Source organism: Ferrimonas lipolytica (genome assembly GCF_012295575.1).
Classification (GTDB): domain Bacteria; phylum Pseudomonadota; class Gammaproteobacteria; order Enterobacterales; family Shewanellaceae; genus Ferrimonas; species Ferrimonas lipolytica.
Window position 1 is genome coordinate 1,027,336 of the sequence record NZ_CP051180.1, and the last position, 22,931, is coordinate 1,050,266.

The window sequence follows — 22,931 nt, forward strand, 5'->3', positions numbered from 1 at the left end:
GGTCGGCTTTACGTTAATCCTAGTAACGTGGGGTATGACGTTTCGTTAAGCGGTAAATCGTTAGATAACAATTTACATCAAGCATTTGTAGCGCTTTTTAACGCAGAGTGTACTGGCTACAAACAAACCAATAGAAACACGGGGGTAATTACGCAACCTTTCTGGCGAACAGACAATTTTGCATTGGTTAGGCAGGCGGCGGTCTTATACTCAAAAACGAAGTGAACAAAAAAGGCGATACAATGATAAGCAGCCCAGTTGAGCTGGGGCAACACCGGGCTGATAAATGCTTTTTGTTTAAGCAACTTAACAGAGTTATGTAGCATGCATCGCCCCATACGCAGGCGTTGTTGGTTGTTGGTAGTAAGTGAAGTGGAGGAGAGCGGCGTGTTAGATAAATACTCTTTTAAAAAGGTTGGCGATATTGAGCTAGTTAATGACATTCCGTTGTTCACAAATACCAATTTTGACCAAAGGCATGGTTATGTTTATCTGTGGTTAGAAAAATCTGCCCACGCTAGCACCATTGTTTACGTCGGCAAAGCTGGCAAAACGCTTAAAAATCGTTGTCGGCAACATATCAATGGTTTTAAAAATAGTGTTACAGGCAAGAAACACGCACAGCGATTTAGAAATGGGTTCAGTACTGGGTGCATCTACGAAATCTACGCTCGTAAAAGCGATTGCCACGCAATGTTAGATGAGCAAGATATACCGATGGAATGCGTAGAGGAAATCGCATTTATTAAGAAATTTAAACCTATTTGGAATTCAGCATAGCTTTTTTCGTCGAGGTTTATGTTGATGTTTTTATGCGTATATTTTGTCCATTAAAATTAGTTGTTAATAACTCTACATAATTTTGCGGCAACGCCAAACCGTTGTAGCGACGGCACATTCTTGTATGCAATTCTTGTGTGCATTAGGGGGGAGCTTCGCCCCCTTTGCAATCCCCCTTTGCCTTAGGTCGCAGTTCAAAACGCTTCGCTGAACTGCTCCAATGCGGCAGCAGATCAACGGTGGTAGTGCTTTACCCTCTGTATCGCGACTCACTTAGCCAGTGCTTTAACAGCCTTCGAAAGAACAACACTTAGTTGGTACACAGCCTTTGCAATCCCCCTTTGCCTTAGGTCGCAGTTCAAAACGCTTCGCTGAACTGCTCCAATGCGGCAGCAGATCAACGGCGGTAGTGCTTTACCCTCTGTATCAAAACTCACTTAGCCAGTGCTTTAACAGCCTTCGAAAGAACAACACTTAGTTGGTACACAGCCTTTGCAATCCCCCTTGCATTAGGTCGCAGTCCAAAACGCTTCGCTGAACTGCTCCAATGCGGCAGCAGATCAACGGCGGTAGTGCTTTACCCTCTGTATCGCGACTCACTTAGCCAGTGCTTTAACAGCCTTCGAAAGAACAACACTTTGGCTAGTAAAATAATTACTGCCGCCGAGCGGAAATTGCGTAGGTGTCGCGACTATGGTTGACGTTGTGAGCCACTGCCCAAGTTATCTGTCACTTTTTGCAACGCCGCGTCTCGGTTTTGAGCATGAACCTTTTTGCTGCTGCGGTTAGCCTACCTATATCGAAGTAGTTAACTGATCGGCTGTTCCCTAACTAGGTGATTAACCGGTTCATCAATCCAATGGGGCAGTATGCAAGAGCAAAACTGGATTATCTTGAAATCACCAGCGTTCGAAGCGGGCACTGCAACCATTGGTCGAGCGTTTAGTTGCAGTGATCTGTTGAACAACGCCTTTGTTGATTACCACACCTCTAATGATGAACTAAAAAGCATTGCCAGCTTTCTGGTTATCTCCAACTTGGAAACCGCATCGGCCAATGTTGAGTTGTTATGGCAACAATATAACCAACTGACGCGCCATTGTTTTGAGTTGCGCGATGGCGACGTATTGGTGGGAGCGTTTATTTGGCTGCAACCAAAAAATCAGTCTGTAGATGCGCTGGTAAGCGGTATGAAGCTTAGCCAAGTAATTAATATTGCTGGGCTACAAGACAGTAAAAGTAATAACAAAACCAAGCTAGTGGTTAACCTAACCGCTTTGGGCCTGAATACCCGCGAGATCTCTAAATTACTGCATTTAACCACTCGCGGTGTTGATTACCACATTGAACAAGCGAAGCGAAAATTAGGCGCTAACAACAAGGCTAATTTGGTGTTTAAAGCTAACCAATACGGTTGGATTTGATTCGCCCCCGCTCGCTTGCTGTGTGGTTACCAGTTGTTCTAATCACCCACGTAGAAGTTTCGGCTTCTCCATTTCAAAGAAAAAATATGATGATAAAAAAACTACCTATCGCTGCAGCGCTATCGTCGCTGCTGGCGCTGAGCGGTTGTGGCTCAGACTCAGACTCAAATTCAAGCCCTGCTCCTGCAACTCCGGTTGATGATAATGGCAAACTGCACAGCGCGTTAGAAGTTGCGGTTACTCCGAAATCATCACTTGAAGGTACCATTAACGTCTACCTTGGGCGCTGGTACCCCTGTTCTGATCTACATCGTGAAATGTGTACCGATGACGCCCCAGAAGTATTGCCATTATTAGGCCTTAACGGTGAATACGCCAAAGGCAATGCTGACGGCAGCTACAACAAAAAGTACAACCGCACTACAGTTGCGCCAGCGCCAGGTGCTGATGATTACACCATGCAGATTGATGCCGCAGATCTTAAGAGTTTTGCTGCTGAATCAGTACGTAATGATATTTTTGTGGCTGGGCACTATTCTGCTCTAGACGTGCTGCTTTACGTTGCTTCTATTCGCGACGACTTTGAAGTGACCTTAGGTGACTTCAATGAAGAGATGAATACCTTTGAATTCACTACCTCGTTTGACGCCAACAACGACGGTGATTTTGATGATGCTGACGACTACAAAGACAGCAAAAATTGGTACGCAGCAATGCTGTACAGCGGTGGCGATGCCAAGAAAAGTAACGGCATTCCAGCATTAGAGCCACTGTATGAGCGCATGGATGAGCTGTGGGTTAAAGATTCTATGCACCTGCGTTTCCAGCCAGAGTCCGATGTTATGGTTGAGCGCCGCGAGCAAAGCCTAAAGGCTGAGGTTGAGCGCTTTAACGCTAACGGTGGCAAGGTAGTTTTACCTGAGCTACGTGTATTGTTTGAAGGCGATAGCAGCTACCAAGTAGTAGCGCAAAACATCGAAGTTAAACCATATAACTTACGTCCAGACGTGTTCCAACAAGACGTAATTACCGTTCTTGATGTGGTGTTGACTGCCCACGATGAATACGGCGTTAAGTTTGGCGTTAACTTCTGGCCTACCATTGCCACTAACTCAGATGTTGGCGCTTACGCGGTAACCTCGATTGATGATAATCGCGCCCACGGTTTCTATGGCTGGATTCTGTATCGCGGTGAAGACTTTACCTCGAAAGATTTCAACTTCTACAAGCCAAATTTGGAATGGCCACTGGCTACCGATTTGCAAACCAATGCCAGCTTCGCCAGTGCTTGTGAGTTCCTGCGCGACGACAACGGCGCGTTAGATGACGCTGCTGCGCAGTTGTGCATTGATGAATGGTTTAACATGTTTGGTGGCCGCAACACGCACCGCATGGCCGATACCGTACCTATGGTAATGCCGCATGAGTATGTGCAGTTTGAATGGTTTAGCAACATGGAAAACGCATGGGAAATGGCGCATCGCAACTATGTTCCGTCCGATTCCAAGCTAATTGCCGACATCGACGACGCCATTGCGCCATTGGATAACACTCACTTCGGTTGGGAAATTGCCGACTGTGGTTTGTGCCATAGCATCGATAACATCCACCTAAATGGTGACTCGCCAATTCTCCCTAGCTCTGCCGAGCCTTACTTCTGTGCTTCATGTCACGGCAGCAATGGTGCTCCAGAAGGCCACGGTGAAGAAGCGCGCTGTTTCTGGTGTCACTCCAACGACAAGCTGATGGCAAACCACGGCGAAGCATCACAACCGATGTACTTTGACGATGTTGAATGTTCCGGTACCACTAAGGCTAAAGGCATCAACATTGATGGTCTGGTTGGTCCATGTGCTGACGCGGTGAAACAAACCTCACCATCATGGCACCGTGAAATTAAGGATATTGCTGATAACTCTAGCGCTTACATTGAGTTGGAGTTGGACAAGCGTATTACGTACGGCAACAGCGATTGGCGCACCAGTGAAAGCTTCCCAGATCCACTGTCTTGCATGACTTGTCATCCAAATAAGTGATGCGTCGCTAAGAGTGCAGGTTCGATAAACGGCAAAAACCAGAGCGAGTAATCGCTCTGGTTTTTTTTATGCTGTGTTTTAGTTAGCTGATGAGGTTTATCTTAAGCCTTCGGCTGTACCAACTGCTGTGCTTTTGAGGAGGATGTCGCGGTGGCGACGGCACATTCTTGTATGCATTCGGCGGTAGTGCTTTCCCCTTGTATCAACACTGGCCTTGCCGGTGCTGTTTAGGATTGTTGCGCCACTGCCATTACCAGCTAATCCGGCAGACATCGGGGGTAACAACGCGCTAATGCCGATGAGCATGGTTAATCAAATTAGGTTGCTGCCAATAAACTCAATTAACTCTTCAACAAACACGTTAACTCGGTGAGGGCGATGTTCTCGCGAGGCAAAAATTCCGTATAGCGTAGCTTCGTCGTAGGTTTCGTCGTCGAACAAGCGAACGTAACTCGATTTTGGCAGGTTCCTAAACGCGCCTTCAGTAAGGCAACCAACCCCAAGATTTTGAGAAACCATAGAGGCCAACAGATCTGGATAATCTGAGGTGATTTGGCAAGAAACGGCAATTTGACCATTGCGACCAGAGCCGTTATCCCAAGTTAATAAACCACCACTGTATTTGTTGTTGTCTAACAACCCAACAAAGGGGTAGCGGCTTAAATCCGCAGGGCTTTCGGGCATGCCGTACTTTGCTAATAACTCAGGGCCAGCATAAAAGTAGCGTTTGCCAACAAATAGTGGCCGCGCAATTAACGAGGTGTCTTGCGGCAAGTTAGGACTAAAGGCAAAGTCGTTGTCATACAGGGTGTCGACTTTACGCCCTAAGGTAACTTTTACCCGCAGTTCAATCTCTGGGTGGCGCTGCATGAATGGGGCGAAGAATTGTATCGACAAGATATCCGCCAACGACGGCGGAATCAGAATTCGGATTGGGCCATGCAGTTTATCGTCACTATTAACCAAGTTACGGATATTTTGCGCTTCTGCTAGTAAGATCTCGGCACGTTGGGCGATGATCTCCCCTTGGCTGGTTGGGTGGAACTCTTTGCCACCACGGTGGAATAGCTCGGTATTGAGCTCCTCTTCTAGCTTCTTAATCTTGCGACTAATTGAAGAAACGGTCATATCCAATATTTCAGCTGATCGCGCCATGCTTTTTGATTTGGCGACAACCAGAAATATCTCAAGTCCTTCAAGGTTCATAGGTAGCAGAGTTCCAGTTTAGATAGTTCGAATGGCCAAGGGAGGGGCTGAAGCAACGTTGTTGCACACTAGCCTAGCCATTTTCCAGCTTCTATTTTATTGCATTGGTGACTGCGTTTTTGAGGGCTGAAGCAAAAATTTGTCAGCTATGGCATAGGATCGGTCATAACTGTGGCATAGCATTTGGTAATAACTGTGGCGCAGTTGTAACTGCTGCATGGCCAGCAGCACTGCTAGGGTTATGTCGCGGTGGCGACGACACATTCTTGTATGCAATTCTTGTGTGCATTAGGGGGGTATGTCGCGGTGGCGACGGCACATTCTTGTATGCATTAGGGGGGAGCTTCGCCCCCTTTGCAATCCCCCTTTGCCGTAGGTCGCAGTCCAAAACGCTTCGCTGAACTGCTCCAATGCGGCAGCAGATCAACGATGGTAGTGCTTCGCTCTCTATATCTAGACGTGCCTAACCGCGGCTTTAACCGTATTGGTTAGAACAACACTTAGTTGGTACACAGGCTATGTTTTTCGATTCTCTGTTAGGCCAAATGATATAGAGACAGCTTGCGGTAGAGGGTTGAAAGGGCGATGCCAAGGCTGGTTGCGGTTGCTATTTTGTCGCCTTGGTGATGCTCTAACGCTGCCAATATGTGTTGTTTTTCCACCGTTTCTAATTGCAGTAGTGGGTCGTTGCAATGGGGCTGGCTACAGGCAGAGGTGAGCTCTGCTGGCAGGTCGCTCTCTTCAATCCATTCACTGTTACAAAGGGCAACGGCATATTCTATGGTGTTGGCCAGTTCACGAACATTGCCGGGCCAACTGTAATCCATTAAGCGTTTTACAACACAGCGGGATAAGCCAATAATATTGCGTTCCATACTTAGGTTAAACTTAAGCAAAAACAGATTGGCAATAGGTACAATATCTTCTCTTCGTTCGGCTAAGTTTGGTACGTTGAGCTCGATCACACGAAGCCGATAAAATAGATCTTGCCTGAAGTTTCCTTTATTTACTTCTTCACTTAAATTTCGGTTTGTCGCAACAATAACTCGCACGTCCAAGCTGCGGCTAATATTTTCACCAATCCGCTTAACCTCTTTTTCTTGCAATACACGCAGTAGCTTTACCTGCATATTTAGGCTGGTTTCGCCTATTTCATCGAGAAAAATAGTACCGCCGTTGGCTTCTTCAAATAGGCCCGTTCGTGCTTTGTCGGCGCCGGTAAATGCGCCTTTGGTATGGCCAAATAGCTCTGCTTCGAGCAATGTTTCGCTTAACGCACCGCAGTTTACTGAGATAAAAGGCCCGTTTGAGCGCGATGACGCTTGGTGCACATAACGACTGATGTGCTCTTTACCAACACCGCTGCTGCCGCTCACCAAAACCGTTGCATTTACTTGAGCAGCCCTGCTAGCGATGTTGATAAGTTTGGTCATGTTGGGGCTGCGGGCGATAAAACCGGGGATTGGATCTATTGGGTTTTCGAGCAGTGACAGTTCCTGTTTACGGGCGCTTAGGCGTTGCTCTAGCTCCTTAATATGGCGCTCTTGTTCGTCCAATGCTTTGCGGCTGCTGTCCATTTCAAAGTAGGGCAGATGGCTGTCTAAACGCCCGTCCCAGCGCTCTTTAAAGCGGCCTTCCATCTCACAATAGGGATCACCTTTTGCAACGCATTTGGTCTCTATAAAGTAGACCTCGCGGTTGTGCTTAAAGGTTTCATAACCACTGGCAAACCCAACTAAGGTCCAGCACACGCATTCATTGGCTGGGCCAATAAGGTTTAGGTGTTGTTCTACTTCAAAGGAGTTTTCCATTTCCGACCGAATCAACGGTTGCTCGCCTTCGCCATCGGTCATCTCAAGTTTAGTGGTGTTCACTAAACCCAATAGTTGGTGCAGGTATTCACCACCGTGGCCACCATCCAGTACTTCCGGGAAATCACTCTTAATCATCTGCGCCGTGCGCCAGCCATGGGCAAAGCCAAACCGAGTGAGTACTTTTCTGGTTTTATGGTAACCAAAGGTATCAAGCAGCTCTTTGCGCAACAGGCCTTGTGAAAGCGCATCGAAAATAAGTACTCGTTGTTGCATAAAATGAACCGACGCATCTTTGCTCGAGTGGCTTAATAAACTGCTTAGTGATAACTCTTCGATTTTCATTCTTTACCATTTTTGTTTTCAGAATGTGGAATTCCGTTTTTCGGAAATGAAATTCCTATTGTCGGAATTAAATCAGTAAACCAACAAGATAACTGAGAGGGTGATCAATAATTCTTGCTGAAAAAAGTTGGCATGCGGTTTGCGATTACTCAGTTAAGCGAAATGCTTAAATGAACTAACTGAGGAATAAACGATGGATGATAATAAGAATATCGAAAATAATTCTCGCCGTAGCTTTCTGAAGGGCGGCGCCGCTGCTGGTGCGGTTGCTGTTGCAGGTGTTGTACCTGGTGTTGCATTGGCTTCTGGTGGCGATGTTATTGGCCACCCTGCAGAAGAGGGGCATAAATGGAGCTGGGAACAACCAGTAGAGCCTATCCCTGCGCGCCACATTAAAAAAGAGGTTGATACCGACGTACTGGTTATTGGTGCCGGTCTTGGTGGTTTGTCTGCAGCAATCTCTGCCCGTGAACTGGGGGTAAAAGTTGACCTAATTGAAAAGAATAAATTCCCAGCATTTCGCGGTGGTCACATCACTGCGGTAGACAGTAGCCTGCAGAAGAAAATGGGCATTGAAAATGATTCGCGCCAGATCATCCGTGAGTTGGTGTACTGGGCTCAGGGCCGAGTTGATGAAGAGTTGATCCGTACCTTCTTTGCCAAAAGTGGTGCTGCGATGGATTGGGCCATCGACATGGGTAAGAAACACGATCTCGACGTAACCATGTGGGAAGGTTACTACAAGGGCCCAGACTACACTGAGCAGCCGGTAACACACTTCTTCCACGAGAAGGGCGCTGAACTGTCTTACCTATATGGTAACTCTAAAGGCATTGGTAACGCGGCATTGGTTCCGGCAATGGAAAAAGAAGCGCGCGCTCAAGGCGTGGATATTCACTACAAAACCCCATCAGTGCAGATCTTGCGTGATGAGCAGGGCAACACCGTTGGTGTTATCGCCGGTAAGAAAGGCAAATACACCAAGTTCAACACCAGCAAAGTAATTATTGCTACCGGTGACTACGCCTCTAACCGCGAAATGATGCAACGCTACGACCCATTCGCACTGCAAGCTGATGCGCAGATCTACTTCCCGAATAAGTGCAACACTGGCGACGGCATGATTCAAGCGATGCAGGCTGGTGGCGCGATGCAGCAGCACGAACCACACGCAGCGGTTATTCACCTCGAAGCTGGTGCCGCAAGTTATGGCTTCTTGCACGTAAACGCTAATGGCGATCGTTTCAAAAACGAAGATGTGAACACCCAATCTAAGAGCTGTACCAAAGAGCTACAGCCTGATGGCATTGCATGGACTATTTACGATCGCGATTGGGCGGATCAGGTTAAATCACAGGTAGACGCCAACCTTGCAGGTGGCCTGTTCTACGGCCAAATGTGGCAACCGTGGGGCAAAGGTTTCAACAAAGAGGTTGAGATTGAAACCCAAGCGGCGCACATCAACGATGGCAAGGTTGTGGTAGCAAACTCGATTGCGGAGTTAGCAGACAAAATGGGCGTACCAGCAAAACAGTTGGAACAGAACGTTGCCCGCTACAACGAGCTGTACGAACTGCAAAACGACGTGGATTACGGTAAACGTAAAGAGCTACTGACTCCAATCGGTAAGCCTCCTTACTACGCCGGTAAGTTGGCTTCCACGGTACTGACTATGTGTGGTGGTTTGAGTACCGATTCTTCGCTGTTGGTACGTGATGAGAACCGTAAGTCTATCCCTGGCTTATACGTGGTTGGCGCCGCGCAAGGGGAGTTCTTTGCGAACGATTACCCAACCATTTGTCCGGGTATCGGCCATGGTCGCTGTCTGACCTTCGGTCGTATGGCGGGCATTATGGCTGCCGGTGGCGATGTAGATAAGCTGCTTCCTTCCATCATGGTTTAACCCCATCGAGCCACCAATCATCACGATTGGTGGCTCAGCCACCTACCTCAAAGGTCTATTAATGAAAACCTCTCTATTCAGATTGGGGATGGCTTCCGCTGCCTTATTGCTAAGCCAAACCGCATTAGCTAGCGACGATTGTGCTGGTGAATGTCACATTATCAAACCCTATGTAGCAAGCATTAACCAACCCAATTGGCTGGCGGGAAAACACGTTGCGGTTGGGCTGGAATGTATCGATTGCCATGAGCAGGATGAACAGATCCGCCAAGACGAACAGCGTGCCTACGCCGCAGGTGAATACGACGACCCAATGTGGGAGCGAGAGTTTGAGGATGACTTCTGTTTGCGTTGTCACGAAGGCGGCGCTGCACTGATTGAAGCGACCCAATCGTTGCACCACAAGTGGAACCTTAATCCGCACGAAAACCATCAAGAAGCAGAGTGTTACCTCTGTCATAACGCCCATCGTCCGTCGACGTTTATCTGTTCAGAATGCCACCACGCTGAGTGGGAAGAGCGCTTGCCGGAAGGGTGGGAAGTACAGCACTAAATCAACGCACTAAATCAACGCACTAATACTAACAACCAATAGTTAGGAAATAATGATGAAAACGATCTCAGTCTCCGCTGTCGCTTTGGCAACATTGTTTGCTTTGGCTCCGACGGCACAAGCGTCCACCTCTGGCTCCCATTACTCCATTGCAACTGAAGGGGTAGAAGCGGGTACGCCCCCACCACCGGGTTATCACTACCGGATGTACAACTCGTTCTACAGTGCCGACACCTTAAATGATGCCAATGGTGACGAAATTGATAACGGTTTTGACATCGATGTATACGCCCAAGTACATCGTTTTATTCACGTTACTGACAAGAAAATTTTCGGCGCTAACTACGCCTATAACGTGTTGATACCAATGGTTGATAAAGACATGAGTATTGATGCTGCAGGGATTGATGCCAGTGAGTCTTTTCAAGTTGGAGACATCATTCTCGAGCCGTTGGCGTTGTTTTGGTACACCCCTCGTTGGGATGCCATTTTAGCTGTTGCGGCCATTCTCCCTACCGGTGATTACGACGCCGATAACCCTGCCGCGATTGGAATGGGGTATTGGTCGGCGATGGTAACTGCCGGTGGTACTTACTTCCTTGATGACCAACGAGGCTGGAGCGTTAGCGTTCTAACTCGAACCCTTTACAACGGTGAACAAGACGACACCAACATTACCCCAGGCATGGAGTTTGTGGTTGAGGCAGGCATCGGTAAAAACATCGTTGTTAATGATAAGTGGATGGTACGCCCGGGCGTGAGCTTAGCGGCGTCGTGGCAGATCAGCGACGACGATATCGATGGCGATAATCCATTCAACGCTGGCATTGATGAAGACGACCACAAGCAGGTGTATGGCTTTGGGGTTGAAATGAACGCGATGTATATGCCGTGGTTACTGCAGGCCAATATTCGTTATGGCTCTGACTTTGGTGCAGAAAGCAACGCTGAAGGGGACTGCATCAACTTAACCTTTACTAAATCGTTTTAAGCGCAACGGGCTGGAGCGTTGTGCTCCAGCCTCTGCGTTATGAGCAATACACATAACTCACTAACAATAATCAGTACTAATGCGTTGATTTGGTGTTGTTCTGCCACGCCAAGTAATCCAATCGGACGTCAATAACGGTTGCGCAACGGCGCCAACAAATTAACGTTAAGGAACAAAAATATGAGCAAGTCTGGGTCACAAGAGTCAGCTCTTCAACCAACGGTTGATAGACGTAATTTTATGAAGATGTTGGGGGCGGGCGCAGGTGCCGCCGGTGCATTCACCATTGCCGGTAAATCGTTTGCCAGCATGGATGAAGCGATGAAGTCGCCTTACGCCGAACGCAACCTACCGTGGTGGGTAAAAGAGGTCGATGAGCCAACAATTGAAATGGATTGGGACAACATGGAGGTGTTTCCCGGGGTGCATCAAACCCTATTTAATCCAAATTCATGGGACAACCCAGAAGAGTGGGTTGCGGCCCGTGATTCAAACATTGCCAGCACCACTGAAAAAGTAAGAGACAACGTACCGGGCTACTCACTGCGTGACCGTGCGTTAGCCGATGCCAACTGTTGGGGCTGGGGCACCAATACCTCAGTTAAGCCGTCTTGGACCGGCCCTGAGGTACAGGCAATCGATAGCTGGGAACACCCAACCATGTTCTACACCCCAGAGCAGTGGGGGGTGGAACGCTATGAAGGAACCCCTGAGGAAAACGCTAAGATGCTGCGCGTAGCAGGGCGAGTGCTTGGTGCGGCCGATATGGGCTTTGTTAAGTTAACTGAAAAAACCAAGAAGCTGCTGTATGGCAACATCCGCTTTGAAGATGTCGAGCGTGGCTATGATCCGGGCGATGGCACCGTGGTGTTACCGAACAAGGATTTGTGGGTTATCTGTGCTGTGATCCCGCAGAGTTTGTGGATGGCACAATACACGGACCGCATGAGCTGGGCAGCTGCCAACACTGCGGCGTATTCTCGCGCCAACATCTATTCAAACCGAATCAACGTGTTTTTACGTGGTTTGGGCTACCAATATTACGGCGGCGATACCGGTGCTATTGGCCGCAGTGTGCCGTTTGGGGTGCTGGCGGGGTTGGGTGAGGCTGGTCGTGCTGGGATCTTGGTTAGCCCGCAATGGGGTACCAACTTCCGAACGGTAATGTTAACCGTGACCGATCTACCGCTGGCGGAATCGAAGCCGATCGATGCCGGTATTTTTGAGTTCTGTAAGGCCTGTAAAAAGTGCGCTGAGATGTGTCCGTCAGAAGCGATCCCTATGGATGACGAACCAACCTGGGGCGGCGACAAACCATGGCAGGCGAAAGGGTACAAGGGTTGGTATCAAGACGCGAAGAAATGCTACTCGTACATGTTAGGCGGCGATCCCGATTGCAGCCGCTGTCAGGCGGTGTGTCCGTTCACTAAATACGATGAAGCGGTAATGCACGACTTGATTCGCATCTCTATTTCTAAAGCGCCGCTGCTTAACGACGCGATTCGTAAGATGGACGATGTCTTTGGTTACGGTGAAGAGCCGGCAGCCGACAAATCACCGTGGGATGTCGACCATATGGATATCCCACTGTTTGGTTTAGATAAATCACGCTCATAATAAGAAGGAAAATAGTATGCGTATTATCAGCTGGAACTGGTTCTGGTATGTGTTGCTCGGTTTTATCATGGGCGGCGGTGCGGTGTATTTATACACCTTAATAAAGCAGCAATGCGCTGGATTTAAGTGGTATGAATTTACCGTCACCTGCATTGCTTTCTTTGCCTTTATGTTGATGGGACAAACCTTTATTGCCTCGTTAAATGAGGGCCATCCACGGGTTGCATGGTTAACCATCGTGTTTATGGGGCTGCCAATTTTCGTTATGGCCGTAGGCGTTGTTCGTTCATACCGTGGCCGGTTAAGCGCAAACCGTAACCTGTAATAGTGAAGCCGTTGGAACCCGCCTCAGAGCTGGCGGGTTCCAACAGCGAGAGACCGTAAATCTAATGATGTAGAAAGCCTATGCAAGCAGAAGCGATTGCAAAATCGGCTGTAGAAAAGTCGAAATCAACCGAGCCAACGCCACAGCGTTGCAGCCGCATGTCAGGTTGCCAACCAGCCAACAAACCGAGAGTGTCCAATAAAAAGCGTAAAGAGCGCCACTTAGCGGCACTAACCATTGTATTACTTATCGCCGTGTGGATTTTGGGGCTATATCGCGAGAGTACCGACATCGAGCCCTACCTTTACCAAACCATGCCACAAGCGCAACGCCTTGAAGCAACCGCCAATGGCAATTTTGCGGGCTATCGCGGTGAGCAATTACTCGGTTATGTCACCATTGGTCAGGGCAGTGGTTACGGCGGCCCAATGCACCTCGCCGTTGCGATTAACCTTGAAGGCAGTGTTACCGGTATCGAGGTCGTTCGCCATTTAGAAACCCCGGCGTGGTTTGAACGGGTTAACCGCAATGCATTGGTATCGCGCCTATTTGATAAAAGCTATGCCGACCCCTTTGCACTGGGTAACGATGTTGACGGTTTAGCTGGTGCAACCTATACCTCGCGCGGGCTCGCTGACGCCGTCGCCGATGCGAGCCGACGTATTGCGGCACAGGAGCTTCAATTTAGGGTTGCGCCAACGCCCGCCGCCACGGTCGAGTTTGGTTTGCCAGAGTTAACGCTGTTAGCGCTGTTTGCCCTTGGGATCATCGGCCGGCGGCGTTCGTTCCGCCACACCAAAAAGATGCGGTGGCTATGCATGCTGAGCGGCATGGTGATGCTTGGCTTCGTTTACACCAATCCACTTACCATCTCGATGCTGAATAAAATGTTGCTGGGGTTCTGGCCAGATTGGCACACCCACCTGTATTGGTACATGTTGCTCGGTGGGGTGATCTTTTCACTCACCGCAGTGAACAAAAACCCATATTGCGAATGGATTTGTCCGTTCGGTGCGGCGCAAGAATGCATGGGGAAGGTAGGTGGGGCTAAGGCGCATAACGCCCGTCGATTTCAAACCCAGTTAATGTGGTTGCAACGCAGCTTAGCTTTGTTCGCTGTTATTGTGGCGCTGTTGTACCGCAACCCAGGGCTCTCAAGTTACGAGGTCTTCGGCACGCTGTTTGATCTCGAAGGCAATGTGCCTCAGTTCATGTTGTTGGGCTTAGTACTGTTGGTTGCGATGTTTGTGCATAGACCGTGGTGTCGGTATCTATGCCCGATTAAACCCATTGAAGCCTTTATCAAAGTGATTCGAAGTTGGACTAAAGAGTTATGGCAGAACCTAAGCCTGAAAAGAAAAGCCTAGTAGAGCCTCTACTTATCCTGTTTATTGTTATTTGTGCTGGGTTGATCGTATTCGATATTGGTACAAATTTATTGTATGAGCTGCACTACGCCGAGGAGATGAAGGCAGCAACGAACGCTTCATGAGGTAGCGCTTCAGTCAGTGGCACTGGGCTGGTGACGCTGGGTGCTATGCAGTGCGTTACGCCATTGTTGGTAGTGCCTAGCAAAACGAAACTGGGAATGGCCTGTGGCCTTCCCTTTTTTGTTGGGCGCATATCGAGCTAAGCAAAGGTGGTAGCTTGCAGATCCACTTGGGCGCTTATGAAGACCACATTGCGGCGTGAATGATGGAGCAGGGCGCTGATGAGATGGATTACAGCCTATCGCTTATTGATGCTCACAATGCAGGCGCCGCTAACGAACCGAACCACGGCCACAAGGCCATCGATTTAACGTTGAATTAGCAGATGTCTAGGCGCTTAATTAGGCTGTGTACCAATTAAGTGTTGCTCTTTTCAAGGCTGTTAAAGCACTGGCTAGTCGAGTCGCGATACAAGGGTAAAGCACTACCGCTATTGGTCTGCTGCCGCATTGGAGCAGTTCAGCGAAGCGTTATGGACTGCGACCTAAGGCAAAGGGGGATTCCAAAGGGGGCGAAGCTCCCCCCCCCTAATACACACAAGAATTGCACACAAGAATGTGCCGTTGGCACCGCGACATCCTCACCTAAAAGCACCGCAATCGGTGAAGCCGAAGGCATAAGCTAAACTTCAACAGCTAACTACGACACAGCGTTTAATTAGCAGCACCTGTGAGGGTTTAGGTACGGCCAGTTACCGCCTCGATTTGTTAGAAGCACAGCAAGCCGAAGCATGGTTAGCTTTGTTGGAGCCAATCTAACTGAACAGAGCAATGGCGATTTGCTCTCTAAGCCATTACTGCCACTTGAAGCGCCAGCCGGCAATAACCAGCGAGCCGATAGTGATGGCGGTTAATACCAGCAGATGGTCGCCAATGGCGACAAGGTTGGCACCGTCGATGATGATGGCGCGGTTGGCGTCGTTAAGGTGGGTCAGCGGCAGGAAATCAGCAATAATTCTTACCCACGGTTTACTGCCCTCTAGCGAGAACCATATTCCCGATAGGAACATCATTGGCCACGACAAGAGGTTAAGTACGCCATTGCCAAACTCTTCTGAACGAGTTGCACTGGCAACCAATAAGCCGATGCTGATCATCGCTGCGGTGCCCAAGGTCATGGTAACTAGCAACAGCAGCGGATTACCAACAGGACGAATATCAAAGATAAGCGCGGCAACCACAAACACCACGGTTGCGGTAGCAACAATTGCCAGCAGCCGTGACAGCATTTGTGACGCTAAGAATTGGTAGGCGCCAAGTGGCGTAACCTGCAACCGCTTTAATACGCCGCTACGGCGATAGCGGATGACTACATAGCCAACACCATAGAGGGCGGAGAACATCATGTTCATACCGATGATGCCAGGCAACAGCCATTCGACGTGGCGCACTGCGCTGCCGCTGATGATTTGTTTACTAAGCGCTGGAGCTTTGGAATGCACCAGTTGTTCGACTATGTCGCCGCGGGCGCTGTCAGGGTTAACCCAATAGCCTTCCTCGGTAACAGCCAAATCAACCAAGTGTCGCGCCACTTTGTGTTGGGCTTCGTCGCTGCTGTCGTATTGAATAAACTCAATGTGGCGCAGTGTTTTAATCTGTTCAAGCGCAGCCGGCTGTCCAACCACTCCGATCTGATAGAGCGGCTTATCGTTGTCGTCAAAGACCAACGCTAAGGCAATAACCAAAATTAATGGAAACGCCAACGACCAACCAAGGGCGGAGCGATCGCGAACAAATTCTAGGTTACGGCTGTGGATCAGAGCGAAGAGTGCTTTCATGCGCGAAGTTGGTGGCCTGTCAGTTTTAGAAAGAGATCGTCGAGATTAGGTTTGCGGATGGTTAACCCCTGCAGCGAAATCCCGTGACGACTCAGTTGGCTTAATACCGGCTCAAGTTGATCGCATTCAATCAGCGTTTGCCCACCACGGTATTGGTGTTTCAGCTGTTGAGCTTCGCCTTGTGGTAGTTCGCCGTCGATGCAAACGATGTTTTGGTAGAACTCGTTAGCGAGCAGCTTTGCTGGGGTGTCTTCAGCAATGATTTTGCCGTGATCCATAATGGCGATGGTGTCACACAGCTGCTCGGCTTCATCCATATAGTGGGTGGTTAGCACTATGGTTTTGCCTTGCCGCTTGATGGAGTGGATAAGCTCCCAAAAATTCTGCCGGGCTTGGGGGTCAAGGCCAGTGGTTGGCTCATCAAGAAACAGCAGATCCGGTTCATTAATTAGGCTTAACGCCAACAGCAGTCGCTGCTTTTGGCCGCCCGACAGATGGAAATGCATCTGCTCGCGGATCTCCCCAAGCTGGCACAATTCAACAAGCTGCTCTAGATCGGCACTATGGCGATAAAAACTGGCAAACAGCTTGAGGCAATCAAAAACGGTTAAGTAATCCGGTAGGGTAGTCTGTTGGAACTGAATGCCAATACGTTGGGTGTAGTGTTTATCGATAGGCTTGCCAGCAAATAAAATTTGTCCAGCGTGCGGTTTGGTTAACCCTTCGAGCATCTCGAGGGTGGACGATTTACCGGCGCCATTGGGGCCTAACAACCCGAAACAACATCCCTGCTTAATGGTTAGATTAATTCCCTTTACTGCTTCGATGTCGCCGTAATTTTTCTTAAGCCCACGGGCTTGCAGCAGTGCAGTCAAACGGACATTCCTAAATATTACTTTGCGGCAAATTATCCAAATGCACCAACTAAAAACACTGGGGCTTTTAACAGTGTTTTGGCCTTTGTCCTATTTCTGTGGAGTAGCCCTAACTTCCTACTGACTGGGCTTGAGTGGCCGCCACTGGCAACGAAAAATGCGTCATTTCAGTAATGGGTATCAGCATGCGTTATTTCCGATGGTTTAGTCGCTTTTCAATAGCATTGTTGCTGTTGCAAACCCAGTTGGTTTGGGCCGAGGCACAACGAGTGGTGTCGTTGGCGCCGAACTGGAGTCATACCGTTGCTGAGGTTGGTGCCATTGAACGGTTGGTTGGGGTAACTCGCTACGCCCGCTTTCCAGCGGCTATTCCAGCCAAAGTGGAAGCAGGGGAGCTGGCTGTGGTTGGCGGTTTCACCGACATTGATGTGGACACCGTGGTTGGCTTAAAGCCTGATCTGGTGCTTACTGCCACCGGTTTGCAGCGCCAGCTAGCGCAACAATTGCGTGAGCAAGGGTTGACGGTTATCCATATGGATGAGTCCAGTTTGGACGAGATCTATCGCAAGATCGCAAAGCTAGGTGAGGCGTTGGCGCTGGCCGAAAACGCCGAAGCATTGAACGAGTCGATTCAATCTGAGTTGGCGTTGATTGCACAGCAACACACTAATACCATTCGCCCTAAGGTCTATTACGAGCTCAATTACTACTACAAATGCGTGCCGGGTAGCGACTCCTACATTACCGAATTGATGGAGTTGATTGGCGCGGAGCCTATCTTGGCTGATGGCAAAGGCATTGCCCCAATGGTGACTTGGCCGCAAGTGGTTGCCGCCAATCCAGACGTGATTTTGATTCCAACTTGGCCCGACGCACAGCCACCAGTATTTGAAGGCCCAAATGCTGGCAACGGCACCACTACCATCGATGAGGTTGCCAGTCGTGATGACGCTAATCAGGTGAGCGCGGTTCAGGCTGACGCAATTCGCTTCATTGATTCCGCTCGCACTAAACAGGCGGGGCCAAGCATCCCTGAAGCCGCCCGGCTATTAGCGCAAGCGATCTACGGCAACACCATCCTGTAACGAAAATGACGGGCACCAATCGCGGTGCCTGTCTTGTCATAAAATACGAAAAAAAAGCCGTTATTTCCCTCCCAAAACCGAAACTACTGTTAAAAGGCCCAGAGAATTCGTCATTTAATCGGGTTAGTGTCGCTGCATATTGCCGCGTCGAGTCGGCAATGTTGTTTGTAATTAAAAGAATACTAACCAACGTGTTGGCAGAGATTATGATGATGAAACGAGTTTTTGGCCTTGGAACAGCCGTGCTATTAGCACTAAGTTTTGGTTCCGTGGCAACTGCTTCTGAAGGCGATTTAGAGCTGTTGCAACAAAAGTTTTCTGCGGGAACTTACTCTAAGAAAGGCGCGGATGGCTGCATGATGTGCCACCGCAAGAACGAAACTGTTACCGCCATTTTTGCTGGTGTTCACGGCGATGTGAATAACAGTAAGGGCCCAATGGCTGGCCTGCAGTGTGAGGCATGTCACGGCCCACAAGGCAAGCACCGCGGCAAAAACGAGCCAATGGTTACCTTTGGTGACGACGCTGCCCTTACCGCTGAGATGCAAAACAGCATTTGTATCGCTTGTCACCAAGACAGCGAGCGCATGGCATGGCACGGTTCTGCTCACTTCCAAGAAGATGTTGCTTGTGCCGATTGTCACCAAATCCACGTAGCTAACGACCCAGTACTCAAATCTGCCGGCCAAACTGCTCAATGTGTAAGCTGCCACAGCAAAGCTAAAGCAGACATGAACAAGCGCTCTGCTCACCCAATCAAGTGGGATGAGATGACCTGTTCTGATTGTCACAACCCGCACGGTGCCATGGGCCCAAGCGCGCTGAATGAAATCACGGTTAACAACACCTGTTACAGCTGTCACGCCGATAAGCGTGGTCCTAACCTGTGGGAACACCAGCCAGTAATCGACGATTGTTCTAACTGTCACGATGCCCACGGCTCTGTAAACGAAAACCTGCTTAAGACCCGCGTACCAATGTTGTGTAAACAATGTCACAGCGAAGATGGTCACCCAAGCGTTGTACCTGGTGGTAACGGCAGCATTCAGACTGCTGGTCAAGGTTGTTTGAACTGTCACAACCAGATCCACGGTTCTAACCATCCCCAAGGCCAAGCGTTTCAGTTCTAAAGGATAAGATAATGAAAACAAAACTAACTTTAGTGGCTGCATCGCTATTGGCGTTGAGTGGCCCAGCACTTGCTTTTGATTTTGGTGTGAACGCGGCGAAAACCGACACCATTAACAATGCTAAGTGGCAATGTAAGAAATGCAGCACCGACGCTGGTGCACAAGGCTCCGTTGGCTTGGCTGTTGGCTCGGTTGATAGTTCCGATGACCATGCCGCTAACGCCTTTGGCGATGACGATGGTTTTGCTGGTGCGGTAAACGCCGATTACTCAGCAACCACCGATGGTGGCGTACGTCATCGTCTCATCGCCGATGAGCTTGGCTCAAAGCGCGGTGACGCCTCTATTAAGGTAAGTCAGCCAGGCGCATGGGCCGTGGAAGCCTCGTACGACAAAAAGTACAAGGTGAACGCGACCGACGTGCAAAGCGACCTAACCGTTGCTGGCGGAACCTTAGTTCGTCAAGACAACTTGGTTGAGCAAGACCTTGAGATTGAGCGGGAGAAGCTAGGGTTTAACGCTAAGTACCTGATTGGCCAATTCGGTACCTTTGTTGAGTTAAGCCAAGAAAGCCGTGAAGGTAACAAAGCCTCAAGCATCACCAGCGGCGCATACAGCTATGCCCAAAACATGGTGGCAGCGATTGATTCTGACACCGTTAATGTTCGTGCTGGCGTAAACGCAACCGGTAAAACTTGGTTTACTGAGCTTGGTTATCAAGCCAGTTGGTTTGAGAACAACGCTAAGGCGCTGAGCTTTGCTGACGCCCAGTTCCCATCACAAGCTGGTGCGGTAGATAACACTGCGTACACCATTTACGCCAGCGGCTTCTACAATCTTGGCCGAACCCAGATTGCTGGTCGTTATGCCATGGGTGAAATGGAGCAAGATTCTGGTTTGGTGAGCCTAACGGGCATGCCAGCTGGCACCAACAGTGTTGATGTTAAAGTGGATACCACCGATGCCAACCTGCGGATTAACAGCCGCGTTGCTCGTCGTCTTAACCTGAACGCCAGCTTCGACTACTCCGATCGTGACAACGATTCTCAGTGGTACGACATCGAGCAGTTCAGCTTTGACGACGTAAGCGGCGAAGTGAAATCCACCACTGCGGTTGATATCACTCGTGCCACCTACAAGTTTGGCGGTAACTACCGTATTGCGACTGGCCACAAAGTTAAAGCCGGTGTTGAGTACGAGAACATTGAGCGCAGCGAAGGCCAGCGTGAAGAGACCGACGAAACCAAACTGTGGGCCAGCTACAATCTATCTGCATTCGAACTGTGGGACTTACGCCTGAAAGGGGTTTACTCCGAGCGTGACGGTTCTGATTTCGAGTCCAACGCAGCTACCTCATCTGAACAAAATGAGTTGATGCGTAAGTACAACCTTGCGGATCGTAACCGTAGCGAAGTAGTCCTTGAAGTAAGCCACAATCCACTGCAAAACCTAGCTATCGATCTGCGCAGCTTCTACGCATTAGATGACTACGAAAGCGTTGAAGTGGGTTTGGTTGAGTCTAAGAATTACGGCTATGATTTAAGTGTTAGCTACCAACCAACCGCGACTGTAGTTGTGGATGTGTATGGTGGTTACCAGTGGATCAACAATGATCAACTTGGCAGCACCAACAACTCTTACGCCGAATGGTCAGCACAGTCTGAAGATGAGTTTGGTTTTGCTGGTGTTGAGATGAACTACTCGGGCCTTGCCGATTGGGGCATCTTACTGGGCGCACAATACGATTACGCTCGCTCTTTGAGCAACAGCTACAGCAGCTCTGCGGATTACTTGGGTGACTATGAGTCGACCACTCACAGTGCCAAGCTAACCGCGAGCTACGCGCTAACTGAAGCAGCAACCGTTGGATTGTTGTACCAGTACGAGCGTTATGAAGACAGCGACTACGCGGATATAGCGATTGAAAACTATCCGGGTGATGGCGTTTACGGTTTAACCACTTTGGGTTACCTAAGCCAGAACTACAACGCGCACATGATCATGGCGACGTTTAGTTACGCTCTGTAAAGAATTTGGTTTTTTTTAAACCAAATAACCCCTGCTAGGGTAAAGGCCACTTTCGTTTCGTAAGTGGCCTTTTTTTTGACTGTGTACCAACTAAGTGTTGTTCTTTCCAAGGCTGTAAAGCACCGGCTAGGCGAGTGTTGCTACAAGGGGAAAGCACAATCGCCGTTGGGTTTCTGCCGCATTGGAGCAGTTCAGCAAAGCGTTTGGGACTGCGGTCTAAGACAAAGGGACGATTGTAAGGGACGATTGCAAAGGGGGCGAAGCTCCCCCGCTAATGCATACAAGAATTGCATACAAGAATGTGCCGTCGCCACCGCGACATCCGCCCCTAAAGACTATTGCGACCGCGGGAGCCAATATTGCTCGTTGGCTTTAAGATCGCTGCTGACAATATATTAATATCGCCAAAGCATGAGCCGTAAGGTGAATTGCTGGGACAATGCCTGCGTCGAGAGATTGTTTCATTCGCTAAACGTCGAGGCTACCTAATATAAACCCATCATGGATCGTGAAACCATGCGGCAGGCCGTATTTGAGTAGATTGAGGATGATTACAACAGAACGAGAAGGCACAACCCTCCTAGCTATCTCAGCTCAGAAAACAATGAACTAAAGAATAGTGCTTAGTCCGGTGTCGACTTTGACCGGATCAAATTGCTCCACAACGCCCCCTGAATTGATTGACCTTCTGAATGTTTAAATTCTCGAATTTATAATAAGTGACCATTTTAAAACTGCAGTTTGATTAATTGGTAAGATTTATAGTGTCGGTAATATAAATTTTCGATCTGAACTCCCAATTACTTGACTTTATGTTAATGCTGATTTTTAGATTTTACACTCTAAGTAAATAAATCATTTTATATTTTAGTTAATAGATAGGCCGCTTAATAGGCTTAATTAAGCGGCCTTGTATGTTAAACCTCGTTTAGGTTTATGATATATCCTTCGGCACTTCCAGATGCTTTAGCATTAGGGTTGGCACTGATGAACAGATTGGGGGTAGTTATCGAAACCGATGGCAGTGGAGCGGTATCAGCTCTTGCTGCATTAGGGTATTTTGAAATCATTTCATCCACTGTACCAAAGTCGAGTGCTCGCTGAGTACAACTAGCAACACAGTACGGTTGTTTGCCTTGCGCAAGTCGATCACTGCAACCATCGCACTTAGTCATTACTTGGCGAGCCGTATCAAGTTGCGGAGCATCATAGGGACACGCCTGAGCGCAGCTACCGCAGCCAATACACACCGATTGATCGATTTTAACTAATCCATCACTAGCTTGCTTGTACATCGCGCCTGTAGGGCATGCCTTGACACATACCGGCTCACTACAGTGATTGCAACCAACGGAGGTATAATACCCAAATACTGTTGTAGTAAATGTATTATCGCCGTTATCGACACACCCGCCACCAACGTATTCATAAACGCGTCTCGGGATTTCACCAATATTGGCATCGGATTTTGATTTGCACGCAATGTGGCATGCTTTACAGCCATTACACTTGGTTTGGTCAAAGTGAAATGCCAATTGGGTTTTATCAGTCATGTC

17 protein-coding genes and 1 pseudogene are annotated in these 22,931 nt (G+C 48.9%); 13 read left to right on the plus strand and 5 right to left on the minus strand.

Features of this window, described 5'->3' with window-relative positions; translation table 11 throughout:
- Positions 1-387: 387 nt before the first annotated feature.
- The 3 genes from HER31_RS04855 to HER31_RS04865 all read left to right on the plus strand — a co-directional run bounded on the left by HER31_RS04855 (position 388) and on the right by HER31_RS04865 (position 4,240).
- Positions 388-780: a GIY-YIG nuclease family protein gene (locus HER31_RS04855; protein WP_168659540.1), complete on the plus strand. Its 393-nt coding sequence runs from the start codon at positions 388-390 to the stop codon at positions 778-780.
- 869 nt (positions 781-1,649) lie between these two features.
- Entirely contained in the window at positions 1,650-2,204 is a 555-nt protein-coding gene (locus HER31_RS04860; protein WP_168659541.1) for a helix-turn-helix transcriptional regulator, read from the plus strand.
- Between the two features lie 86 nt (positions 2,205-2,290).
- Complete coding sequence (locus HER31_RS04865) at positions 2,291-4,240, plus strand: hypothetical protein (RefSeq protein WP_168659542.1); 1,950 nt, start codon at positions 2,291-2,293, stop codon at positions 4,238-4,240.
- 312 nt (positions 4,241-4,552) lie between these two features.
- On the opposite strand, the gene HER31_RS04870 is transcribed toward HER31_RS04865, so the two are convergent.
- Both HER31_RS04870 and HER31_RS04875 read right to left on the minus strand, forming a co-directional pair.
- Positions 4,553-5,446 carry a LysR family transcriptional regulator gene (locus HER31_RS04870; RefSeq protein ID WP_168659543.1) on the minus strand — a complete coding sequence of 298 codons (894 nt, stop codon included), beginning with the start codon at positions 5,444-5,446 and terminating at the stop codon, positions 4,553-4,555.
- Between the two features lie 536 nt (positions 5,447-5,982).
- Positions 5,983-7,602 carry a sigma-54-dependent Fis family transcriptional regulator gene (locus HER31_RS04875; protein WP_168659544.1) on the minus strand — a complete coding sequence of 540 codons (1,620 nt, stop codon included), beginning with the start codon at positions 7,600-7,602 and terminating at the stop codon, positions 5,983-5,985.
- A gap of 193 nt (positions 7,603-7,795) precedes the next feature.
- On the opposite strand from HER31_RS04875, the gene HER31_RS04880 reads away from it, so the two are divergent.
- From HER31_RS04880 to HER31_RS04905, 6 genes are all read left to right on the plus strand, one after another.
- Entirely contained in the window at positions 7,796-9,505 is a 1,710-nt protein-coding gene (locus HER31_RS04880; RefSeq protein ID WP_168659545.1) for an FAD-dependent oxidoreductase, read from the plus strand.
- Positions 9,506-9,566: 61 nt separating this feature from the next.
- The gene (locus tag HER31_RS04885; RefSeq protein ID WP_168659546.1) at positions 9,567-10,058 is read left to right on the plus strand and encodes a cytochrome c3 family protein; all 492 of its coding nucleotides are present in this window, start codon (positions 9,567-9,569) and stop codon (positions 10,056-10,058) included.
- A gap of 52 nt (positions 10,059-10,110) precedes the next feature.
- On the plus strand, positions 10,111-11,049 hold the full coding sequence (locus HER31_RS04890; RefSeq protein WP_238786892.1) for a SphA family protein: 939 nt from the start codon (positions 10,111-10,113) through the stop codon (positions 11,047-11,049).
- A gap of 180 nt (positions 11,050-11,229) precedes the next feature.
- Positions 11,230-12,666: a reductive dehalogenase gene (locus HER31_RS04895; RefSeq protein WP_168663159.1), complete on the plus strand. Its 1,437-nt coding sequence runs from the start codon at positions 11,230-11,232 to the stop codon at positions 12,664-12,666.
- 16 nt (positions 12,667-12,682) lie between these two features.
- Entirely contained in the window at positions 12,683-12,991 is a 309-nt protein-coding gene (locus HER31_RS04900) for a hypothetical protein (RefSeq protein WP_168659547.1), read from the plus strand.
- Positions 12,992-13,071: 80 nt separating this feature from the next.
- Positions 13,072-14,358, plus strand: coding sequence for an FMN-binding protein (locus HER31_RS04905; RefSeq protein WP_168659548.1), 1,287 nt, complete (start codon positions 13,072-13,074; stop codon positions 14,356-14,358).
- 916 nt (positions 14,359-15,274) lie between these two features.
- Here HER31_RS04905 and HER31_RS04910 read toward each other — a convergent pair.
- Together HER31_RS04910 and HER31_RS04915 are read right to left on the minus strand one after the other, a co-directional pair.
- A complete protein-coding gene (locus HER31_RS04910; protein WP_168659549.1) occupies positions 15,275-16,258 on the minus strand; it encodes an ABC transporter permease in 984 nt (327 codons plus the stop codon).
- Positions 16,255-17,133, minus strand: a complete 879-nt coding sequence (locus tag HER31_RS04915) for an ABC transporter ATP-binding protein (protein ID WP_168659550.1) — start codon at positions 17,131-17,133, stop codon at positions 16,255-16,257. The genes HER31_RS04910 and HER31_RS04915 overlap by 4 nt, the downstream gene beginning before the upstream one ends.
- Positions 17,134-17,318: 185 nt before the next feature.
- On the opposite strand from HER31_RS04915, the gene HER31_RS04920 reads away from it, so the two are divergent.
- The 4 genes and pseudogenes from HER31_RS04920 to HER31_RS18775 all read left to right on the plus strand — a co-directional run.
- Positions 17,319-18,218, plus strand: a complete 900-nt coding sequence (locus tag HER31_RS04920) for an ABC transporter substrate-binding protein (protein WP_168659551.1) — start codon at positions 17,319-17,321, stop codon at positions 18,216-18,218.
- A gap of 209 nt (positions 18,219-18,427) precedes the next feature.
- The gene (locus HER31_RS04925) at positions 18,428-19,348 is read left to right on the plus strand and encodes a DmsE family decaheme c-type cytochrome (protein WP_168663161.1); all 921 of its coding nucleotides are present in this window, start codon (positions 18,428-18,430) and stop codon (positions 19,346-19,348) included.
- An 11-nt stretch (positions 19,349-19,359) separates the two neighbouring features.
- Positions 19,360-21,375, plus strand: a complete 2,016-nt coding sequence (locus tag HER31_RS04930; protein WP_168659552.1) for an MtrB/PioB family decaheme-associated outer membrane protein — start codon at positions 19,360-19,362, stop codon at positions 21,373-21,375.
- 336 nt (positions 21,376-21,711) lie between these two features.
- A pseudogene (locus HER31_RS18775) lies at positions 21,712-22,002 on the plus strand (IS3 family transposase); the annotation flags it as partial.
- 290 nt (positions 22,003-22,292) lie between these two features.
- Here HER31_RS18775 and HER31_RS04935 read toward each other — a convergent pair.
- Positions 22,293-22,928 (minus strand): DMSO/selenate family reductase complex B subunit, encoded by a 636-nt coding sequence (locus tag HER31_RS04935; protein ID WP_168659553.1) that lies wholly within the window; start codon positions 22,926-22,928, stop codon positions 22,293-22,295.
- Between the last annotated feature and the right edge of the window lie 3 nt (positions 22,929-22,931).

Coding starts and splice junctions, on each gene's coding strand:
- HER31_RS04860 (WP_168659541.1), top strand. CDS start 1,650: ATGCAAGAGCAAAACTGGATTATCTTGAAATCACCAGCGTTCGAAGCG.
- HER31_RS04865 (WP_168659542.1), top strand. CDS start 2,291: ATGATGATAAAAAAACTACCTATCGCTGCAGCGCTATCGTCGCTGCTG.
- HER31_RS04870 (WP_168659543.1), bottom strand. CDS start 5,446: ATGAACCTTGAAGGACTTGAGATATTTCTGGTTGTCGCCAAATCAAAA.
- HER31_RS04875 (WP_168659544.1), bottom strand. CDS start 7,602: ATGAAAATCGAAGAGTTATCACTAAGCAGTTTATTAAGCCACTCGAGC.
- HER31_RS04880 (WP_168659545.1), top strand. CDS start 7,796: ATGGATGATAATAAGAATATCGAAAATAATTCTCGCCGTAGCTTTCTG.
- HER31_RS04885 (WP_168659546.1), top strand. CDS start 9,567: ATGAAAACCTCTCTATTCAGATTGGGGATGGCTTCCGCTGCCTTATTG.
- HER31_RS04890 (WP_238786892.1), top strand. CDS start 10,111: ATGATGAAAACGATCTCAGTCTCCGCTGTCGCTTTGGCAACATTGTTT.
- HER31_RS04895 (WP_168663159.1), top strand. CDS start 11,230: ATGAGCAAGTCTGGGTCACAAGAGTCAGCTCTTCAACCAACGGTTGAT.
- HER31_RS04900 (WP_168659547.1), top strand. CDS start 12,683: ATGCGTATTATCAGCTGGAACTGGTTCTGGTATGTGTTGCTCGGTTTT.
- HER31_RS04905 (WP_168659548.1), top strand. CDS start 13,072: ATGCAAGCAGAAGCGATTGCAAAATCGGCTGTAGAAAAGTCGAAATCA.
- HER31_RS04910 (WP_168659549.1), bottom strand. CDS start 16,258: ATGAAAGCACTCTTCGCTCTGATCCACAGCCGTAACCTAGAATTTGTT.
- HER31_RS04920 (WP_168659551.1), top strand. CDS start 17,319: ATGCGTTATTTCCGATGGTTTAGTCGCTTTTCAATAGCATTGTTGCTG.
- HER31_RS04925 (WP_168663161.1), top strand. CDS start 18,428: ATGATGAAACGAGTTTTTGGCCTTGGAACAGCCGTGCTATTAGCACTA.
- HER31_RS04930 (WP_168659552.1), top strand. CDS start 19,360: ATGAAAACAAAACTAACTTTAGTGGCTGCATCGCTATTGGCGTTGAGT.
- HER31_RS04935 (WP_168659553.1), bottom strand. CDS start 22,928: ATGACTGATAAAACCCAATTGGCATTTCACTTTGACCAAACCAAGTGT.